19 protein-coding genes are annotated in these 18,077 nt (G+C 74.5%); 9 read left to right on the forward strand and 10 right to left on the reverse strand.

Going from position 1 to position 18,077, the window contains the following annotated elements; genetic code table 11:
* Positions 1-96: 96 nt before the first annotated feature.
* The 4 genes from ACYVK7_RS08480 to ACYVK7_RS08495 are packed head-to-tail and all read left to right on the forward strand — an operon-like array spanning position 97 to position 4,647.
* A complete protein-coding gene (locus ACYVK7_RS08480; protein WP_460887255.1) occupies positions 97-1,062 on the forward strand; it encodes a phosphate/phosphite/phosphonate ABC transporter substrate-binding protein in 966 nt (321 codons plus the stop codon).
* Positions 1,050-1,859, forward strand: coding sequence for a phosphonate ABC transporter ATP-binding protein (gene phnC / locus ACYVK7_RS08485; protein WP_460887256.1), 810 nt, complete (start codon positions 1,050-1,052; stop codon positions 1,857-1,859). The genes ACYVK7_RS08480 and phnC overlap by 13 nt, the downstream gene beginning before the upstream one ends.
* Positions 1,856-3,541, forward strand: a complete 1,686-nt coding sequence (gene phnE / locus ACYVK7_RS08490) for a phosphonate ABC transporter, permease protein PhnE (RefSeq protein WP_460887257.1) — start codon at positions 1,856-1,858, stop codon at positions 3,539-3,541. The genes phnC and phnE overlap by 4 nt, the downstream gene beginning before the upstream one ends.
* On the forward strand, positions 3,517-4,647 hold the full coding sequence (locus tag ACYVK7_RS08495) for a zinc-binding dehydrogenase (protein ID WP_460887258.1): 1,131 nt from the start codon (positions 3,517-3,519) through the stop codon (positions 4,645-4,647). Before phnE ends, ACYVK7_RS08495 begins: the two co-directional genes overlap by 25 nt.
* Here ACYVK7_RS08495 and ACYVK7_RS08500 read toward each other — a convergent pair.
* A complete protein-coding gene (locus ACYVK7_RS08500) occupies positions 4,584-5,396 on the reverse strand; it encodes a GntR family transcriptional regulator (RefSeq protein WP_460887259.1) in 813 nt (270 codons plus the stop codon). The two genes, ACYVK7_RS08495 and ACYVK7_RS08500, sit on opposite strands and share 64 nt — an antisense overlap.
* A gap of 86 nt (positions 5,397-5,482) precedes the next feature.
* Between ACYVK7_RS08500 and ACYVK7_RS08505 the strand changes: the two genes are divergently transcribed.
* Together ACYVK7_RS08505 and ACYVK7_RS08510 are read left to right on the forward strand one after the other, a co-directional pair.
* Entirely contained in the window at positions 5,483-6,721 is a 1,239-nt protein-coding gene (locus ACYVK7_RS08505; protein ID WP_460887260.1) for a TIGR03364 family FAD-dependent oxidoreductase, read from the forward strand.
* Between the two features lie 76 nt (positions 6,722-6,797).
* Positions 6,798-7,475: a phosphonatase-like hydrolase gene (locus tag ACYVK7_RS08510; RefSeq protein ID WP_460887261.1), complete on the forward strand. Its 678-nt coding sequence runs from the start codon at positions 6,798-6,800 to the stop codon at positions 7,473-7,475.
* Here the strand turns inward: ACYVK7_RS08510 and ACYVK7_RS08515 are convergent.
* Positions 7,456-7,929 (reverse strand): DUF1801 domain-containing protein, encoded by a 474-nt coding sequence (locus tag ACYVK7_RS08515; protein WP_460887262.1) that lies wholly within the window; start codon positions 7,927-7,929, stop codon positions 7,456-7,458. The two genes, ACYVK7_RS08510 and ACYVK7_RS08515, sit on opposite strands and share 20 nt — an antisense overlap.
* Positions 7,930-8,236: 307 nt before the next feature.
* On the opposite strand from ACYVK7_RS08515, the gene ACYVK7_RS08520 reads away from it, so the two are divergent.
* On the forward strand, positions 8,237-9,067 hold the full coding sequence (locus tag ACYVK7_RS08520) for a DUF4184 family protein (RefSeq protein ID WP_460887263.1): 831 nt from the start codon (positions 8,237-8,239) through the stop codon (positions 9,065-9,067).
* Here the strand turns inward: ACYVK7_RS08520 and ACYVK7_RS08525 are convergent.
* Genes ACYVK7_RS08525 through ACYVK7_RS08535 form a run of 3 tightly spaced genes read right to left on the reverse strand, consistent with a single transcriptional unit; the run spans position 9,052 to position 11,545 of the window.
* Positions 9,052-10,035: a DNA-3-methyladenine glycosylase family protein gene (locus ACYVK7_RS08525; protein WP_460887264.1), complete on the reverse strand. Its 984-nt coding sequence runs from the start codon at positions 10,033-10,035 to the stop codon at positions 9,052-9,054. The genes ACYVK7_RS08520 and ACYVK7_RS08525 overlap by 16 nt on opposite strands.
* A 20-nt stretch (positions 10,036-10,055) precedes the next feature.
* Positions 10,056-10,787, reverse strand: coding sequence for an esterase/lipase family protein (locus ACYVK7_RS08530; RefSeq protein ID WP_460887265.1), 732 nt, complete (start codon positions 10,785-10,787; stop codon positions 10,056-10,058).
* Positions 10,784-11,545 (reverse strand): alpha/beta fold hydrolase, encoded by a 762-nt coding sequence (locus ACYVK7_RS08535; RefSeq protein ID WP_460887266.1) that lies wholly within the window; start codon positions 11,543-11,545, stop codon positions 10,784-10,786. Before ACYVK7_RS08535 ends, ACYVK7_RS08530 begins: the two co-directional genes overlap by 4 nt.
* 120 nt (positions 11,546-11,665) lie before the next feature.
* Here ACYVK7_RS08535 and ACYVK7_RS08540 point away from each other — a divergent pair, with 120 nt between their 5' ends.
* Positions 11,666-13,309, forward strand: a complete 1,644-nt coding sequence (locus tag ACYVK7_RS08540) for an NAD-dependent epimerase/dehydratase family protein (RefSeq protein ID WP_460887267.1) — start codon at positions 11,666-11,668, stop codon at positions 13,307-13,309.
* Here ACYVK7_RS08540 and ACYVK7_RS08545 read toward each other — a convergent pair.
* Genes ACYVK7_RS08545 through ACYVK7_RS08565 form a run of 5 tightly spaced genes read right to left on the reverse strand, consistent with a single transcriptional unit; the run spans position 13,291 to position 16,610 of the window.
* The gene (locus ACYVK7_RS08545) at positions 13,291-13,548 is read right to left on the reverse strand and encodes a CDGSH iron-sulfur domain-containing protein (protein WP_460887268.1); all 258 of its coding nucleotides are present in this window, start codon (positions 13,546-13,548) and stop codon (positions 13,291-13,293) included. The genes ACYVK7_RS08540 and ACYVK7_RS08545 overlap by 19 nt on opposite strands.
* Before the next feature lie 11 nt (positions 13,549-13,559).
* Entirely contained in the window at positions 13,560-14,660 is a 1,101-nt protein-coding gene (locus ACYVK7_RS08550) for a YihY/virulence factor BrkB family protein (protein WP_460887269.1), read from the reverse strand.
* A 6-nt stretch (positions 14,661-14,666) separates the two neighbouring features.
* The gene (locus ACYVK7_RS08555) at positions 14,667-15,293 is read right to left on the reverse strand and encodes a DUF3618 domain-containing protein (RefSeq protein WP_460887270.1); all 627 of its coding nucleotides are present in this window, start codon (positions 15,291-15,293) and stop codon (positions 14,667-14,669) included.
* Complete coding sequence (locus ACYVK7_RS08560; RefSeq protein ID WP_460887271.1) at positions 15,290-15,760, reverse strand: phage holin family protein; 471 nt, start codon at positions 15,758-15,760, stop codon at positions 15,290-15,292. Before ACYVK7_RS08560 ends, ACYVK7_RS08555 begins: the two co-directional genes overlap by 4 nt.
* Positions 15,744-16,610, reverse strand: coding sequence for a hypothetical protein (locus ACYVK7_RS08565; protein ID WP_460887272.1), 867 nt, complete (start codon positions 16,608-16,610; stop codon positions 15,744-15,746). The genes ACYVK7_RS08560 and ACYVK7_RS08565 overlap by 17 nt, the downstream gene beginning before the upstream one ends.
* Positions 16,611-16,877: 267 nt before the next feature.
* Between ACYVK7_RS08565 and ACYVK7_RS08570 the strand changes: the two genes are divergently transcribed.
* Positions 16,878-18,020, forward strand: a complete 1,143-nt coding sequence (locus ACYVK7_RS08570; protein ID WP_460887273.1) for an iron-containing redox enzyme family protein — start codon at positions 16,878-16,880, stop codon at positions 18,018-18,020.
* The last annotated feature ends 57 nt before the right edge of the window (positions 18,021-18,077 follow it).

An 18,077-nucleotide genomic window follows, 5' to 3' on the forward strand; every position in this document is an offset into this window, starting at 1 on the left:
TTCACCACCGCAGGGCCGACGGTTCTCCGCGGCCTCACAGACTCGGCGACGGCGCCCGGACCGGGCACCGCCAGAACGGCTACGACCGGAGAGATGATGAAGAGCACCAAGACCCTCGCCACGGTGGCGCTCGCCGCGGCGACGATGCTGACGATGTCCGCGTGTGCCGGCGGTTCCGGGGCCGCGGCCGGGAGCACCACCGCAGAGGGCTTCCCGTCGGTGATCCGGTTGGCCGCGATCCCGGCTGAGAACTCGACGGACCTCGCCGCGGGGTACGACCCGATCGTCGCGATGCTCGAGGCCGAGACCGGCGCGACCGTCGAGGTGAGTCAGGCGTCCGACTACGCGGGCGTCATCGAGGGGCTCATCGCGGAGAAGGTCGACATCGCGTTCCTCGGCTCGTTCGCGTACGTGATCGCCACGCACAACGACGCGGCGATCACCCCGCTCGGAGCCGCCATCGAGGCGAAGGACGCCGAGCCCGGCTACTACTCGCTCGGCATCGCCCCTGGCGACAGCGACATCGACGGCCTCGAGGACTTCGCGGGGCGCAGCGTGTGCTTCGTCGACCCGGGGTCGACGTCTGGCTTCCTGTACCCGAGCTCCGGCCTGATCGACGCCGGCGTGATCGCCTCCGGCAAGGAGGCCGACGTCGCGGCGGGGGTCCAGCCGGTCTACGCGGGGGCGCACGACGCCTCGGCGCTCGGCGTCGCCGCCGGCGACTGCGAGGCGGGCTTCGCCATGGAGTCCATGGTCACCGAGACGCTTCCCGCCGCGGGAGACCTGGCCGACGGTGACCTGAAGGAGGTGTGGCGCTCCCCCAAGATCTCCGGCTCGCTGTTCGTCGGCAACGACGCCCTCGGCGACGACGTGAACGCCAAGCTCGCGGACCTCATCACCGAGAAGGCCAACTCGGAGCACCTGCTGTCGCAGGGGTACTGCGACGGCGACTGCCTGCTCACCGACGAGGATGCCTGGGGCTTCGCGCCTGCGAAGGACGCCGACTACGACGGGACCCGCGAGGTCTGCGCGCTCACCAAGTCGGACAAGTGCGAGGGCTGACGGTGCGGCCCGGCAGCCCAGCCCCGGACGGCACAGCCCCCGTCGTCCAGGTCCGCGGCCTCACCAAGGAGTTCGACGGCACCACGGCCCTGGCCGGCATCGACCTCGACGTGGCGCGCGGCGAGCTGCTCGTGCTGCTCGGGCTGTCGGGTTCGGGCAAGTCGACGCTGCTGCGCTGCCTCAACGGGCTGCACCGGCCCACGGCCGGTGAGGTCACGGTGGCGGGCACGCGGGTCGACCGTGCGTCGGGGCGCGAGCTGCGCCGGCTGCGCACCGAGGTGGGCTTCGTGTTCCAGCAGTTCAACCTCGTCGGGCGGCTCACCTGCCTGGAGAACGTGCTGATCGGCGGGCTCGGGCGGGTGCGCGGCCCGCGGTACGGCGTCACGACGTACCCGCGAGGGATGCGGGACGAGGCGCTCGCCCACATCGAGCGGGTGGGCCTCGCGGACCACGCCTATCAGCGGGCCGACACCCTCTCGGGCGGTCAGCAGCAGCGCGTCGCCATCGCGAGGACCTTGATGCAGCGCCCCCAGCTCGTGCTGGCCGACGAGCCCGTCGCGTCGCTCGACCCGGAGAACGCGGGCGCGGTGATGGACCTCCTCGTGCGCGTGTGCGCCGAGGAGGGGCTGACCGTCGTGTGCACCCTGCACCAGGTGGACCTGGCGCTCGGGTGGGCGCACCGGCTGGTCGGCCTGCGCAGCGGCAAGAAGGTCCTCGACCGGCCTGCCGCCGGCCTGACCAGGGACGACGCGATGTCGATCTACCGCCGCGTCGAACCGGTCGAGGTCCTGACGTGAGCGCACCCGTCACCCGCGAGGGCCGCGCGCCCGAGCGCCGCGCCACCGAGCACACCCCGGCTGAGCACACCCCCGCCGAGCACACCCCCGCCGAGCACACCCCGGCCGAGCGCCGCCCCGGCGGTCGCTCCCCGCTGCCGCCGACGCCGCAGCAGCGCGTGCTGCGCTGGCTCGCCGGCGGTGCGGTGCTGCTGACGCTCGTCGCGGCGTCGTCGATCGGCCTGGACCTGCCCACGCTGGTCGCCGGCGGGGAGAACGTGGCCTCGCTCGTGGAGCGGATGCTCCCGCCGCGCCTCGACGACCCGGCCCGCATCGCGGCGCTCACCCTCGACACGGTGCTCATGGCGTTCCTCGGGACCGTGCTCGCGACCGTCCTGTCCGTTCCGCTCGCGTTCCTCGCCGCGCGCACGACGACGCCGCACCCCGCCGTGGCCGCCGTCGCCCGCGGCCTCATCACGTTCTGCCGCGCGGTGCCCGACCTCGTGTTCGCGGTGCTGTTCGTCCGCGCGCTCGGGCTCGGCGTGCTGCCGGGCGTGCTCGCGCTCGCGCTGCACTCGGTCGGCATGCTCGGCAAGCTCTTCGCCGACGCGATCGAGGACGCCGACCCGGGCCCCCGTGAGGCGGTGCGCAGCGTCGGCGTCGGCCCGCTGCGCGAGCTGCTCAACGGGGTGGTGCCCCAGGTGGTGCCCGCGTGGATCTCGGCGTTCGTCTACCGGGTCGACATCAACCTGCGCACGTCGGTGGTGCTCGGCTTCGTCGGCGCGGGCGGCATCGGGTTCGCGCTCCAGGACGCCCTGCGCGGCCTCGTGTACCCGAAGGCGCTCGGCATCGTCGGTGTCATCCTCGTGGTCGTCGCCGCCATGGAGCTGCTGTCGATGGCGGTCCGGCGCGCGCTGCTCGCACCCCGCAGCCCTCGCTTCGAGCGCGACCGGGTGGTGCGGTTCCTCTCCGGCGGAGCGGCGGTCGCCCTCACGGTGCTCGCGTTCGTCCGCCTCGGCATCGATCCGGTCGCCCTGGTGACGTCCGTGCCCGACCTGCTCGCGGTCGCCGGGCGCACCTTCCCGCCCGACCTCACGTCGCTCGGCCCGGTGCTCTGGGAGGCCCTGCTCCAGACGCTCGCCATCGGGCTCGTGGCGACGGCGATCGGGGTGGCCCTCTCCCTCCCCCTCGGGCTGCTCGCCGCGCGGAACGTGGCACCGCACCCCGCCGTGCACGCCGCCGCGCGCGCCACCGTCCTCGTGGTCCGGGCAGTCCCGGAGCTCGTCCTCGCGGTGATCCTCGTCGCCGCCGTCGGGCTCGGGCCGGTCGCCGGTGCCATCGCGCTCGGCATCGGCTCGATCGGGTTTCTCGGAAAGCTGGTCGCCGACGCCGTCGAGGAGATTCCCTCGGGACCCGCCGAGGCGGTGCGGTCCGTCGGCGGCGGCTGGTGGAAGGTGCTCTTCGCGGCGGTCCTGCCCCAGAGCCTTCCGTCGGTCGTCGGCTCGGCCCTCTACCTGCTCGACGTCAACATCCGGACCTCGACGATCCTCGGGATCGTCGGCGCCGGCGGGGTCGGATTCCTGCTGTTCGAGGCGGTGCGCACCCTCCGGTTCGAGGTGGTGGGCGGCATCGTGCTGCTCGTGTTCGTCGTCGTCCTGCTCATCGAGAGGCTCTCCGGGTGGATCCGCGCACAACTGACCTGACCTCTGCTGACCTGACCCATCCAGACCTGACCCCTACCACGACGCAGGTCGCGCTGTGGGAGGGCGGCGACGCGGTCCGCCTCGTCGACGTACCGCTCCCCGCACCGGGACCCGGTGAGGTGCTGGTCCGCATCCGGCTCACCACGGTCTGCGGGAGCGACCGGCACACCGTGTCGGGCCGGCGCGCCGCGCCGGTCCCGTCGGTCCTCGGGCACGAGGCGGTGGGCGACGTCGTCGCGACGGGTCCGGACGACACCACCCACGACGAGACCACCCGCAACGCCGACGCCCGCCGCCTCGTGCCCGGCGACCGGGTGGTCTGGGGCGTGACCGTCGCGTGCGGCGCCTGCGACCGGTGCGCCGCCGGCCGTTCCGCCAAGTGCCGGTCGGTCCGCAAGGTGGGGCACGAGGGGTTCGCGTCGGCCTGGCCGCTCAGCGGGACCTACGCCCGGCACATCCTGCTGCCGGCCGGCGCGGCCGTCGTCCGCGTACCGGCCGGCCTGCCCGACGAGCTCGCGTCCCCGGCGGGCTGCGCGACCGCGACGGTCATGGCCACCCTCGAGGCCGCCGGCCCCCTCGCCGGACGCCGCGTCCTGGTCAGCGGCGCCGGGATGCTCGGCATCACCGCCGTCGCGGCCGCGCGCGCGGCGGGTGCCGCCCAGGTCCTGGTCACGGACCCGGACCGCGAGCGCCTCGACCTCGCGCTGCGCTTCGGCGCGACCTCGGCGCACGATGTCGACGGGCCGGACGGCGCCGCACCGCTCGGGCCCGTCGACGTCGCGATCGAGCTCTCCGGGGCAAGCCCCGCGGTGACCCGGTGCCTCGACTCCCTCGACGTCGGCGGGCGACTCGTGCTGGCCGGCTCCGTGGCCCCGGCTGCGCCCGTGCCGCTCGACGCGGAACGCGTGGTGCGTGGCTGGCTCACCGTCACGGGCGTGCACAACTACGAGCCCCGGCACCTCGACGCCGGCCTGGAGCTGCTGGCCCGCACGCGGGACACGGTGCCGTGGCACGAGCTCGTGAGCCCCGCCGTCGGCCTGTCTCAGGTCGGGTCGCTGCTCACGGGCCCGGCGGGTACCGCGCCCCGGGCGGCGGTGGTCCCGTGAGCGACCTGTTCCTGAGCGACCTGTTCCTGATGAGCGACCTGTTCGGGCGCGCCCAGCTCCACGATCACCCGGACGGCGTCCGCGCGCACCCACCGGTGGGTCGAGAGCAGCGGGCGCCCGTCGGTGCCGTCCCGGGCGAGGCTCGCGATCAGCCAGGCGGGGTCGCCCGGCCGGCAGCCGAGCCCGGCGCTCGCGTCGTCGGGGGCGGACTCCATGCTGGCCCGCGTCCAGGCGCGCTCCGGATCCGCCCGGGCGACCTCGCGCAGGATCGCGTCGAGCGACTCCTCGTGGCGCAGGGCGGCAGGCAGCTCGGGCACCAGCGTCACCGTCAGCCACTCGACGCCCCACGCGGCGGGCATGCCGTCGATGAACGACCTGCGCACGAGGCGGAAGCCGGGCTCCCCCGGCTCGACCCCGAGCGCGTGCGCGACGGAGCCGGGCAGCGGGACCTCGTCGCACGCCAGGACGACGGTGCGCGGCGTCGCCCCGGCCTCCCGGACCGTCCGGCTCCAGGACGGGGCACGGCCCGGCGCGACGAGGTAGTCGACGCGCCGCCGCGTGAAGGTTCCGCCGCCCTGGATGCGGCTCACGAGCATGCGGCGCTCCAGCTCACCGAGGGCGGCGCGGGCGGCCGCGCGCCCGACGCCGAACCGCTGGCCGACGTCGGCCTCCGACGCGACCCGGGTACCCGGCGGGACGTTCGCGAGCTCCTCGGCGAGCACCCGGACGATCTCCGTCGACTTGGTCACCCGCGGACCGTAGCCCGGCCAGGTGACTCCCGCGTGAACGACCAGCCGTGCACCCAGCTCTCGCCCCAGCGTCGGAAGGACCCCCAGTGACCAGCTCCCGCCCAGCCGCCAGCAGCACAGCCGTCGCAAGCACAGCCGTCGCAAGCACAGCCCCCACGAGCGCAGCACACGTCGTGGTCGTCGGCGCCGGCATCGTCGGGCTCGGCGCGGCGGCCGAGGCACACCGGCGCGGCTACCGCGTGACCGTCATCGAGCAGGCGGGCTCGGTGGTGGGGGCTTCCGTGCAGAACTTCGGGCACGTCGGCGTCACCGCGCAGGCGGGTCCCGCTCGCGAGTACGCGCTCGCGGCGCGGGAACGCTGGCTGTCGCTCGGCTCTGCCGCGGGGTTCACCGTCGCGACGACGGGCACGCACGTCGTCGCACGGACGAGCACGGAACTGCGGCTGCTCGAGGAGCTGGCCGCCGAGCGCGGCGACCACGAGGTGCGCCTGCTCGACGCCGACCGGACGCGGGCGAGCGCCCCGGTCCGCCCGGAACCCGTCGTCGGGGGCGCGCACCTGCCGCTGGACCTCCAGGTCGACCCGCGAGTCGCGGCCCCCGCACTGGCGGCCTGGCTCGAGAGCCAGGGCGTGACCTTCCGGTGGCGGACGGCGGCCCGCGCGGTCGGCACGGGCCGCGTCGAGACCACGAGGGGCCGCCTGGACGCGGACGTCGTGATCGTCGCCGCCCACCACGACCTCGACCGCCTGCTGCCTGACGTCGCCGCGCAGGCTCAGGTACGTCGCTGCCGCCTGCACATGCTCCGGGTCCGGCCCTCCGCCGCGCGGTTCGCGGGCCCCGTGCTCACGGGCTGGTCGATGGTCCGCTACGCGGCCCTGGCCGCCTGCCCGTCGGCACACCTCGTCGCCGAGGAGCTCGCCGCGGCGGACCCTGCCGCGGCGGCCTGGGACGTCAACCTGATGCTGACGCCTCAGCGCGACGGCACGCTGATCGTCGGCGACACGCACCTCCGCGGGGTCGACGCACCCGTGTTCCAGGACGAGGAGGGCTACGCCGTGCTGCTGCGGCTGCTCACCGACCTGCTCGGTACAGGGCTGCCCGGTACAGGGCTGCCCAACACGGATCGGTCCGGCACGGATCGGCCCGGCACGGAGCTCACCGTGGTCGAGCGCTGGCAGGGCACGTACGCGACCGCGCCCGAGGAGTTCCTGGTCGCCGAGCCCGAACCCGGGGTGCACGTCGCGACGGTCACCACGGGCATCGGGATGACGACGGGCCTCGGCCTCGCCGCCCGGGTGCTCGACCAGGCCGGGCTCACGAGCTGACCGGCTCCGTCAGATCTGGCCAGCCCCGGCTCGCCCACTCCCGCATCTCGTACCACCCCTCTGGAAGGAACCGCTCATGATCGCTCTCGCCGCCCTGGACATCGCCGGCACGACCGTGGAAGAAGGAGGCGCCGTCTACCGCGCGCTGCACGCCGCGGTCCGCCGGCACGGCAGCACGGCTGAGGTCTCCGACGTCGCGCACTGGATGGGCGCCGACAAGCGCACGGCCATCCGCGCCCTCCTCGCGCTGGGCGGTGACCCGACCGCCGTCGAGGAGACGTTCACCGACTTCGAGCGGCTGCTCCGCGAGACGTACGACACGACGCCGCCCGTGGCGATGCCCGGGGTGGTCGACGCGTTCGCCGCGCTCCGCGACCGGGGCGCGAAGATCGCGCTGACGACCGGGTTCTCCGCGGACGTCACCGACCTCCTGCTCGACCGGCTCGGCTGGCGGGACGGCACGGTGGACGCCGTCGTGTGCACAGACGACGTGCCGGCCGGCCGGCCGGCGCCGTACATGGTCCACCGGGCGATGGAGCGCACCGGTGTGCTGCGGACCGCCGACGTGCTCACCGTGGGCGACACCGTGCTCGACCTCGAGGCCGGGTCCAACGCCGGGGCCGGGGTCGTGGTGGGCGTCCTCAGCGGCGGCGTGCCCAGGGAGACGCTCGCGACGGCGCCGCACACCCATGTGATCCCGTCCGTGGCGGCTCTGGTGGACGTGCTGGCGGAGGTCAGCCCACAGCCCTCCTGACGAGCTCGGTGATCGCGGCCGCGCTGGTGTCGTCCAGGCCGGTCAACGCGTACGACGTCGGCCACATGCCGCCCTCCTCGTCGAGGGCGGCGTCTGCGCCGAACCCGAGCGTCGAGTAGCGCTCCTTGTCCGCCTGCCCGCTGCGGAAGAAGCAGATCACCTTGCCGTCCCGGGCGTAGGCGGGCTGCCCGTACATTAGCTTGGGGGCCAGCTCGGGGGCGGCGGCCATCACGATGTCGTGCACGCGGCCCGCCAGCTCGCGGTCCGGCGACGCCATGTCGGCGATCTTCGCCAGTACCGCCGCCTCGTCCCGTGCCGCCTTCTTCGCCCCGCGGCCGCCGCGGGCCTCCGCCCTCAGCTCGGCGGACCGCGCTCTCATCGCCGCGCGCTCCTCCTCCGAGAACGTTCCGGTCGAGGGATCGACGTGCTCGTGCCGGCCTGCCGTGCTGCTCATCGCGATCTGCCCTTCCGTACGGGTGGACCCCGCGCCCACCGGTGCCTTCGACGTTATCCGGGGCGGGCGCTGCGGGCTTCTCGATTCCTGACCGCCTCGACCCGGACGCGGGATCGACCGTCGCGGCGGGTGGCGGCCGTCGCGGCGGGTGGCGGCCGTCGCGGGGGCGACGGAAGTCGCAGCGCGTGAGGGACGGGGTATGGTCCGACGACTGCCCGCGGACGCACTCTGCGACGCCGTGCCGCCGCCCTGATCTGGCCGCCCTGATCTGGCCATCCTGACCCGCCCGAGCTCCGAAGGACGACGGATGCCGTTCACGCTCTCCCATCCCGCAGCGGTGCTGCCCTTCGTGCGACGCCCGTTCAGCGCCGCCGCACTGGTCGCGGGGGCGGTGGCACCCGACATGCCGTACTTCGCTCGGACGGTGCCGGTCCCCGTGACCGCCGAGTCCTGGTACGAGCCGTTCATGAACGCGACGACGTCGCACGGGCCGCTCGGTGCGCTGACCGTCGCCCTCCCCTACGCCCTCGCCCTGTGGGGTCTGTACCTGCTCGCTCGCCGCCCGGTCGGTGCCCTGCTGCCCGCCGGCCCGCCCCCGTCGTCCGAGCCGGGCGACCCGGCCACCGTGCTGCGCCGTGGCGGCTGGGTGCTGCTGTCCCTGCTGATCGGCATCGCCACACACCTGGTCTGGGACTCTTTCACGCACGGCGACGGCTGGGTCGTGCTGCACGTACCGTTCCTGACCGACCAGCTGGTCGAAGGCCTCACGTGGGCGAGGGCGCTGCAGCACGTCAGCACCGTCGTCGGACTGGTGGTGCTCGCCGTGTACCTGTGGCGGCGCAGGTCCCGGACGGTGCGGCGGGCCGCGGCGGACCGCCGGAGCGCCCTCCGGCTCGGCCTGGTCGTCGCGGGCGTGGTCGCCGTCGGCGCGGTCGCCGGCACCGTCGAGCTCTGGGGCGCCACCGGCTTGTCCGCAGGAGAGACGTTCGAGGTAGCGATCGCGTCCGCCGTCACCGGGGCGTGCGCGGCGCTCGTCGCGGCGCTGCTCCTCTACGTCGTGGCCTGGTGGCTCGTGGCCGGGTGGGCCGTGGCCGGGTGCGTCGCGAAGAGCAGGAACGGCTCTCAGAACGCCCGGTAGTCCGGGATCGGCAGCTTCGGCCCGCGCCGAGGCGCCTTGTGCCGCCCGTCCAGCATGAGCAGCCGGACCACCCGGTGCCGGTGCGGGGCGTACGGCGCCAGCAGCCGCAGCATGCCGTCGTCGTCGGTACGCTCGCCGGCCAGCGCCCAGCCGACGGCGGCCGGCAGGTGGAAGTCGCCGACGGACACGGCGTCCGCGTCGCCGAAGGCGCGCTGCGCCACCTCCGCCGACGTCCACACGCCCACGCCCTGCACCTTCTCCAGCCGCGCGCGGGCTTCCGCCGGCACCAGCCCGCACGCCTCCTCGAGTCGCGGCGCCACCAGCGCGCACCGTGCCACGGTGCGGGCGCGACCGGGGTCGACGCCCGCCCGGTGCCAGTCCCAGACGGGGATCCTCGCCCACGTGCGCGCGTCAGGCACGACGCGCAGACCACCACCCGGCCCGCTCGGCAGGTCCGCCGGCACGGGGCCGGGCGCCGGCGTACCGTACCGCCGCACGAGCCACCGCCAGGCCCGGTGCGCGGTCACGGTCTGGACGCGCTGCTCCAGTACGGCGGGCACCAGCGCCTCCAGCACCCGGCCGCTGCGCGCCATCCGCATCCCCGCCGCGCGCCGATGGGCGTCGCGCACCTGGGACGGGGGCGCGAACCCCGTGGTGTCGTCGTCCTCGCCGAGCAGCGTGGGCAGGGCCTCAGCGGCCTCCGCGGCGCCGTCGCCCCACAGGTGCACCACCACCTCGTGGGGCCCTGCCGGCACGAACCGCTGCGTCACCGGACCGGTACGCAGCAGCGACGTACGCCAGAGCGTCCCGTCCACGGCGCGGTGGAACGTCGGGTCCGCCGGCCCGTGACCGAGCTGCCCGAGCGTCAGGGCGACGTCGAGCCGGCGCGGCGAGCGGTGGCGCACGGTGAGCACGTCCCAGTGGACCACGCGGAGGCAGGCGGACGGCAACCCCGGCGTCGACCGCATCCTGATCGACCGCATCCTGTTCAGGCGGCCGCCTGCTCCGCCTCGACCCGCGCCACCTCGCGCACGACCGTGTCGACCAGCAGCGGGTGGCCCAGCGGCCGGAAGTGTCCGGACAGCGGGAGCTCGATGTTCCGCGCGCCCGCGAGCCTCCCCGTCTCGGGGATGTGGGGGTCGAACCGTGGGTAGACCGCGGTGATGCGCTCGTTGACGAGCAGCTCACCGGCCAGCGCCAGGAGCACGGGGTCCCGCGGGTCGAACGACCGCAGGGCCCGCGAGAACATGTACCGGGCCCACCGCGATCCGGTGAACGGAGTGGCGATCGCGACCATACCGAGCAGCCGGTCGCTCGCCGGCGACAGCAGCACCCGTTTGCCGATCAGCCCGCCCTTGCTGTGCGCCACAAGGACGGCGCCGCTCAGACCGGTGCGCGAGAGGTGCTCGACCACGACGTCGGCCGACTCGGGGACGGGCCGCGCGTTGTGCCGGAGACCCGGGACCGCGTGGACCGGGTGCCCCGCGCGGGCGAGGGCGGTCGCGACGGCGTCCAGGAACTCCCACGTCTCGTAGATGCCCGGCAGGAGCACGACCGGCGCCCGCGTGCCGGCCCCGCCGCCCGCCCCGCCCGCTGCCACCGGCAGGTCCGGGCGTCGCACGAGGTGGCGCAGCTGGCGGTCCGTGGCCCACGCGTAGTCGGCGGCCCACGCCCCCAGCCGGGCCAGCGTGCCGCCCGGTGAACGACGGCGCCCGGTCACCCGATGCCTCGTCCCGCCGCGCGCCACGCCTCGAGCACGATTCCGGCGACGCCCGCGGGGTCCGTGTCCATGGCGTGGTGACGACCCCGCACAGTGCGGTGGGTGCCGATCGGCGCGCGGGCCGCGAGCAGCTCGACCCACTCCGGCGGCGCGACGGGGTCACGTTCGCCGCGCACCACCACGACCGGTACGACGGACCGTGGCAGGGCATCCTCCAGCCGGTACTCGATGACGTGGCGCAGCTGCCCGAGGTAGTACGGGACACGGCAGCGCACCAGGGCGTCGACGAGCAGCACGCCGACGGTGCGCGGGCGCTCGCCCACCGCGTCGATCGCCAGACGGGCCGCCTGGCCACGCAGGCTGCGCGTGCCGGGTTCCGCCGTCGGGCCGACGAGAACACCCGCCGACGCGACGTCGGAGTGGTCCGCGAGCAGCTGGCCCACCACCTGGGCGCCCATGGAGTGGCCGACGACGACGGGGGCGGTCAGACCCGCGCCGAGCACGTGCTCCCGCACGTACCGCGCCACGGCGGCGGCGTGCTCGGGGATCGAGACGTCGTGGGTCAGGTGCGGGGACGTGCCGAAACCCGGCAGGTCGACCGCGTGCACCTCGCCGTGCGCCACCAGGTGGCCGGCCAGCTTCTGGTAGGCCCGCGACGACGAGCCCACCCCGTGCACGAGCACCACGGCGCGGTCCGCGTCGAGCGGACCGCGCACGTGCCCGACGACCGTGCGGCCGCCGTCGCTGGACCGGTTCACACGGTGCACGGTAGCGCCAGGCATACCGCCAGCATGAGGGCACACCCGCCGACCCGCGAGACGCGCCACGCGGGTCCGTCGCCGGATGCGAACACCTCGAGCCGGTGCGACGGTGGCTCCATGCGCGTCGTCATCGTCGGGGCCACAGGGAATGCCGGGACCGCCCTCCTGCGTGCTCTGCGCGCGGAAGGCCGGGTCACGTCGGTGCTGGGTGTCGCCACCCGACTGCCCGACCGCAACGCCGAGGAGTACCGACACGCCGAGTGGGCGGCGATCGACGTCGCCGCTGAGGGCAGCACAGCGACGACGGTCGAGCGGCTCGCCGAGCAGTTCCGGGGCGCGGACGCCGTGGTGCACCTCGCGTGGCTGGTCCAGCCCAACCGCGAGCGCGACCTGCTGCGCCGCACCAACGTGGAGGGCACGCGCCGGGTCGCCGAGGCGGTGGCGCTCGCGGGGGTGCCGCACCTCGTCGTCGCCTCGTCGGTAGGGGCGTACTCCCCCGTCGAGGACGACGCACCCCGGCACGAGGGCTGGCCCACCCGGGGGATCCCGACGTCGCACTACAGCGTGGACAAGGCGGCGCAGGAGCGGGTGCTCGACGAGTTCGAGGCGGCGCACCCCGACGTCGCGGTGGCGCGCCTGCGCCCGGCGCTCATCTTCCAGGCCGACGCCGCCCAGTCGATCGTGCGCTACTTCCTGGGGCCGCTCGTGCCGGTGCAGCTACTGCGGCGGGGCCGCCCGCCCGTGCTGCCGCTGCCCGCCGGGCTGCGCCTGCAGGCGGTCCATGCGACCGACGTCGCCGACGCGTACCGCCGCGTGGTGGTCGAGCGGGCGAGCGGTGCCTTCAACGTCGCGGCGGACGATCTGCTGCACGGCGCGGACCTCGCGCGGATCGTCGGTCACGGCCGGGTGGTGGAGGTGCCGCCCGCCACCGTCCGTGCGGCGCTGGCCGTCGCGTACGACGCGCGCCTGGTCCGGGCGGACCCTGGCTGGCTCGACATGGCGATGACCGTGCCGGTGCTCGACACGTCCCGGATCAAGGAGGAGCTGGGCTGGGTACCGCGCCGCACCGCCGCACAGGCCGTCGAGGACCTGGTCGGCGGCATGGCGGTCGGCCAGGGTCTGCGCTCGGCTCCCCTGCGGCCGGCGACGCCCCGGCCGGCCGGCGGCTCCGTGCTGCCGCTGCGGCACCGCGGCCCGGTGCGGATCCCTGACTCGATGGACCGGGACCTGTTCGGCCTCTACCTCTCGGACCACTTCACCGGCGCGACGGCGGGTCTGGAGCGCAGCGAGCGCATGACCCGCGGCTACCGGGACACCCCGTTCCACGCCGAGCTGGCCGAGATCACCGAGCAGCTCCGTGGTGAGCGTGAGCTGTACCGCGACCTGCTGGACAGGCTGGGGGCACCGGTCCGCCGGCACCGCCAGGTGGCGGCGTGGCTGGGCGAGAAGGCGGGCAGGCTCAAGCTGAACGGGCGCGTCGTCCAGAGGTCTCCGATGTCCGCGGTGCTCGAGGCGGAGCTCATGCGCTCGGTGGTGGTGGGCAAGATCGGTGGCTGGCGGACGCTGCGCGAGCACGCCGACGAGCTCGGCCTGGACGCCGAACAGGTCGACGACCTGATCGACCAGGGCCTGCGTCAGGTCGAGACGTTCGACCGGTTCCACGCGTACGCGCGTGCGCGGGCCTTCCGGGTGGGGACGCCACCGGACCAGCCATCCGACCAGCCATCCGATCAGCCGCCGGATCAGCCGTCCGTGCGGTAGCCGTTCACCTTGTGCGTCCCGTCGCACCAGGGGGCGATGGCCGTGCCGCCGCAGCGGCACAGCGCGACGGTCGCGCGCGTGCGTGGCACCGGTTCGCCGTCGGGCCCCAGGATCTCCGCCGGGCCGCGCACCAGCAGCGGGCCGTCGGGACAGGCCGTGACGGTCACCTCCTCGGCGCTCGGGGCGGCACCAGGGAACGGGGCGGCTTCAGGGTGCGAGGCATCGTCCCTCGTCGTCATGCATTCCTCCGTCAGGCTCTGTCGTCTGCTCTGTCGTCGGCTCTGTCTTCGGCTCTGTCGTCGGTTCGGCGGGCGGCCGCCACCCGCAGGTCCCTGCCGCGCTCGACCTCCTTCTGCCGCTTCGCCGCACGCTTGTCGCTCGCGCGTGCGTCCTTGGCCGGGAGCTGCACCGACTCCTCGGCGGCGATGCCCGCCTGGAGCTCGCGCCCACGCTCGAGCTCCGCGTCGAGCTCCGCGCCGAAGAGCAGCGCGAGGTTGGTGATCCACAGCCACAGCAGGAACACGATGATCCCGGCAAGTGATCCGTAGGTGGCGTCGTAGCTCGCGAACGTCGCGACGTAGACGCCGAACCCGGCGGACGCCAGCACCCACACGAGGATGGCGACGAACGCGCCCACGCTGAGCCACCGCATCCTGGGCTGGCGCACGTTCGGCGTGACGCGGTAGAGGATCGCGACCAGCACCACGACGAGGAGCAGCACCACTGGCCACTTGGCGATGCTCCAGACCGTCACGGCGGTCGAGCCGAGGCCTACGGCATCGCCCACCGCACGGGCCACCGGCCCGCTGAGCGCGAGCGACGCGACGACCAGCGCGGCGATCACGACCGCCACCAGGGTGACGAGCAGCATCACGGGGCGCAGCTTCCAGACGGGGCGCCCCTCGTCGATCTCGTAGATCCGGTTCATCGCGCGGCCGAACGCGCCGACGTACCCGGACGCCGACCACAGGGCGACCACGACACCGACCACGAGAGCGAGGCCCGCCCCGCCGCCTGCGGCGTTCTGGACGAGCGGCGCGACGACCGACAACGCGTCCGGCGGCACGACGCCCTCCAGCGTGCCGATCACCTGCTCGACGGCCTGGCCGCCGCTGCCCACGAGGCCGAGCACCGACACCAGCGCCAGCAGGGCCGGCGCCGCGGCGAGCACGGCGTAGTAGGTCAGGGCGGCGGCCAGGTCGAGGCACTGGTCCCCCGAGAACTGCCGCACCGTGTTCCGCAGCACGTACGTCCACGTCGTGCGGTGCAGCTCCGGCGGTGCGTCCGGCTTGCGCCGGTCGTCGGGCGCGGGCGCACCGACCCGCTCGGACGCGTCGTCGGTCTCGGTCATGGCATCTCAGCCATTCCCCGTCTGCCGTTCGCGGACGTCAGCGGCGGCCTCACGACCGTGCTCGCCGACCTGCCTCGCGGCATCCTTCGCGGCATCCCGGACGGACTCCATGCTCTCCCGCGCGGGTTGCTTGAGGTCCTCCGCCACCTCGCTCGCCGTCGACCGCACGTCGTCGACGAGCGGTGCGACCTTCTCCTGGGTCGCCGTCGCGGCGCGCTGCTCGGCACGGCTCGACGGGATGAGGGACGCGACCGCGAGGCCGACGCCGAACGCCACCAGGCCGACGGCCAGCGGGCTGCCCTGCGTCTGCTCCCGCATCGCACGCGGTGCGTGGCCGACCGACTCGGCGACGGAGGACGCGGTGTGCCGGGCCGAGTCCGCGACCGACGCCGCCTTCTCGCGCCCGCGGTCCGCGGCGTGGTGCGCCGTCCCGCCGGCCGACTCCCTCGTGTGGTGCGCCGTGCCCATCACCCGGTCCTTGACCCGGGTCATGCGGGACCGCACCTTGTCCGTCTGGCGCCGTGCGACGTTGCTGGGGTTCACACGGCCGCCGAGCGTGTCGACGTCGTAGCTCAGCTCGTCGCGCGTGCGCTCGATGTCCGCGCGGATCTCGTCAGGATCGCTGGTGCTCATGGGTTCCTCTCCTCGTGTCCTCGCAGTGCGTCGGGAATCTTCTTGACCGAGTCGGCCGTCTGCGGCAGTCCCTCCACCGCCTTGATCTCGCTGCGCCCGCGCATCGCGAGGACGGCCGCGACCACCGCCCACACCGCTGCGACGACCAGCGCGGACCAGCCGCCGCCGAGCGCGGACCCGAGCGCCCACCACAGGGCGAGCGACAGGAACAGCAGGACCATGTGCCCCGCCACGCCGGCGCCGCCGAACATCCCGGCGCCCTTCCCTGCCCGCTTGGCCGACTGTGCGGCCTCGGCCTTCGCCAGCGCGACCTCCTGCCGGACCAGCGTCGAGAGGTCTCGGCTCACCTCGCTGAACAGCTCTCCGATGCTCTGCTCGCGGGCCGGTCCCCCGGGCTCCTCGCCCCGGGCGCCGGTCGCGGGCGGCGCCGCGCTGGACGCGGCGAACGGGTCACGGTCGCTCGACATCGTGCTCACCCCCGGTGGTCTGCGGTCGGGGCCCGTCGGGCACCGTGGGCGGGAAGGCCGGCGGCGTCTCCCCCGCTGCCCTCGGCACCCGCGGGTCCTGCGGAAGGTTGTCGTTGGACATCGCCGGGAACGCACCGCTCCGTCCGACGTCCGGCTCACCGCCCTGCGCCCCGGAACCGACAGGTCCCGCGCCCGTGCCGCTCAGGCCGCCGGCGTCGGTACCGCCGGACGTACCGGCGCCCGAGGTACCACCGCCGTACGGGCCGCCGGGCGTGCTCGGTTCCTGCCGTGCGGCCTCGTCATCCTCGCCCGACGCGTCCTTCGCGCCGCGCAGGAACCGCCCGACGAGCAGGCCGGCGCCCGCAGCCGCGAGGACGAACAAGCCCGGCCGGCGCCTGGCGAAGTCCTCCACCTCGTGCAGGACGTCGCCGGGCTGCCGGTCCTCGAACCACCGGGCCGCACGGCCACTGGCCTCGCCCGCCCGCTGCACGAGGTCGGTCGCGTAGCCGGGGTCCTGCGTCCCTTCGGCCATCTGGTGCAGCTCGTCGCCCAGTGCCCGGAGGCCACCCGCGAGGTGCCGCTGCTGGGACTCCATCTGGGTGCTGAGCTCGGTCCGCGTGCGATCCATCAGCCCGCGGGTGCGGTCCTTCGCCTCGTGGGCGACGTCGCGTGCGCGCTCCTTCGCGTCGTGGGCCGTCTCGCGGCCCGCGTCGCCCATCTGCGACGCCGCCTCGCTGACCCGTTCCTTGACACCGGTCGTCTCGTTGCCTGGGTTGGCTTCCGTACGACCGGGGGCCCAGGCTTGCTGCGAACCGCCTCCTGCGCCGTACGGAACATTCGTCTCGCTCATGGTCGCCACTCCTGTCGTCGTACACGCCCGGTACCAGCCGGGCGGGTTCGCAGAGCACGAGCCACGGTGGGCCCTGCTCCACCGGTGCGGCCTCTTCCTGACCTCGGCCCCAACGTAGAACGGCGGGTGGCACTCGCAACCCGGCCGCGTTTCGACGGACCGCAGCCTTGCGAGCCGAACGCTCCCTGCCCACGATGGGCAGGTCGTCGAGAAGTGGCGCGGCAGGGCAGGATCCAGGGCAGGATCCGCAGGATCAGGAGCCTCCAGATGACCTCAACCCCCGTGCGGGACCTCGCGGCGACCGACGGAGCCGCCCGGCCCGTCCCCGACGAAGCGGCCCGCCTCCCGCTACCACGCCCCCGCGGCCCGCTCAGTACCGCACTGCTCGCGGCGCTCACCGCGGGCCCGCCCGACGACGACGCCGGCGACCGCCTCGCCCCGGTGCGTGCGGCAGCCGAGCGCGCGACAGCCGAGCGCGCGGCAGCCGAGCGCGTGCCGCCCGACCACGACGTCCTGGGCGACGGCGACCTGCAGCTCGCGCTCACGATCCTGTACGAGCTGCACCATCGCGGCGTCGAGGGGATCGACGACACGTGGGAGTGGGAGCCGGCCCTGCTGGGCGTGCGGCAGGAGCTCGAGCGCCCGTTCGAGGCAGCGGTCCGCGCGCGGGCGGGCCGGCCGACGTGCGAGGAGACCGACGCCACCGGCGTCGCACGGCGGCTCTTCGAGCTCGCCGAGGCCGATGGTCCGCCCCGCCTCGCGCGGTACGTCGCCAAGCACGCCGACGAGCGGCAGGCGCGCGAGTTCCTGATGCTGCGGTCGGTCTACCAGCTGATGGAGGCCGATCCCCACACCTGGGCCATCCCGCGCCTGCACGGCACGCCCAAGGCGGCGCTGGTCGAGATCCAGGCCGACGAGTACGGCGGTGGGCGGCCGGGGCGCCTGCACTCCGAGCTCTTCGCGCATGCGATGCGCGGCGCCGGACTGGACGACTCGTACGGCCGATACCTCGACGTGGTGCCGACGCCCGTGCTCACCTCCCTGAACACGATGTCGCTGTTCGCGCTGCACCGCCGGCTCCGCGGGGCGATCGTCGGCCACCTGGCCGCGTACGAGATCACGTCGTCGATCCCGAGCAGGCTGTACGGCGACGGGTTCCGCCGGCTCGGGTACGGCACCGGTACGACGCACTACTTCGACGAGCACGTGGAAGCGGACTCGGTGCACGAGCAGATCGCGGCGCGCGACCTGGCGGGGCGGCTCGTGGAACAGCAGCCGGAACTTCGCGACGACGTGCTGCTCGGCGCCGCCGCCTGCCTGGCCATCGACGGCGACGTCGGCACGTACGCGCTCGGCCGCTGGAAGGAGGGCGCGTCCGCGTTGCTCCCTGGACTGTCCGAATCGTCCTGACCGTTCTACACTGAGTCTTCGGAGTCATGAAGCGGCTCCCGGTCCGAACCGGATCTG

The sequence above is a fragment of the Promicromonospora xylanilytica genome, from assembly GCF_054782895.1.

Excerpts from the sequence above, each read along its gene's own strand:
- ACYVK7_RS08520 (WP_460887263.1), top strand. The coding sequence starts at position 8,237 with ATGCCGTTCACGCTCTCCCATCCCGCAGCGGTGCTGCCCTTCGTGCGA.
- ACYVK7_RS08550 (WP_460887269.1), bottom strand. The coding sequence starts at position 14,660 with ATGACCGAGACCGACGACGCGTCCGAGCGGGTCGGTGCGCCCGCGCCC.
- ACYVK7_RS08560 (WP_460887271.1), bottom strand. The coding sequence starts at position 15,760 with ATGTCGAGCGACCGTGACCCGTTCGCCGCGTCCAGCGCGGCGCCGCCC.
- ACYVK7_RS08540 (WP_460887267.1), top strand. The coding sequence starts at position 11,666 with ATGCGCGTCGTCATCGTCGGGGCCACAGGGAATGCCGGGACCGCCCTC.
- ACYVK7_RS08480 (WP_460887255.1), top strand. The coding sequence starts at position 97 with ATGAAGAGCACCAAGACCCTCGCCACGGTGGCGCTCGCCGCGGCGACG.
- ACYVK7_RS08515 (WP_460887262.1), bottom strand. The coding sequence starts at position 7,929 with ATGAGCAGCACGGCAGGCCGGCACGAGCACGTCGATCCCTCGACCGGA.
- ACYVK7_RS08570 (WP_460887273.1), top strand. The coding sequence starts at position 16,878 with ATGACCTCAACCCCCGTGCGGGACCTCGCGGCGACCGACGGAGCCGCC.
- ACYVK7_RS08565 (WP_460887272.1), bottom strand. The coding sequence starts at position 16,610 with ATGAGCGAGACGAATGTTCCGTACGGCGCAGGAGGCGGTTCGCAGCAA.
- ACYVK7_RS08510 (WP_460887261.1), top strand. The coding sequence starts at position 6,798 with ATGATCGCTCTCGCCGCCCTGGACATCGCCGGCACGACCGTGGAAGAA.
- ACYVK7_RS08545 (WP_460887268.1), bottom strand. The coding sequence starts at position 13,548 with ATGACGACGAGGGACGATGCCTCGCACCCTGAAGCCGCCCCGTTCCCT.
- ACYVK7_RS08525 (WP_460887264.1), bottom strand. The coding sequence starts at position 10,035 with ATGCGGTCGACGCCGGGGTTGCCGTCCGCCTGCCTCCGCGTGGTCCAC.
- ACYVK7_RS08555 (WP_460887270.1), bottom strand. The coding sequence starts at position 15,293 with ATGAGCACCAGCGATCCTGACGAGATCCGCGCGGACATCGAGCGCACG.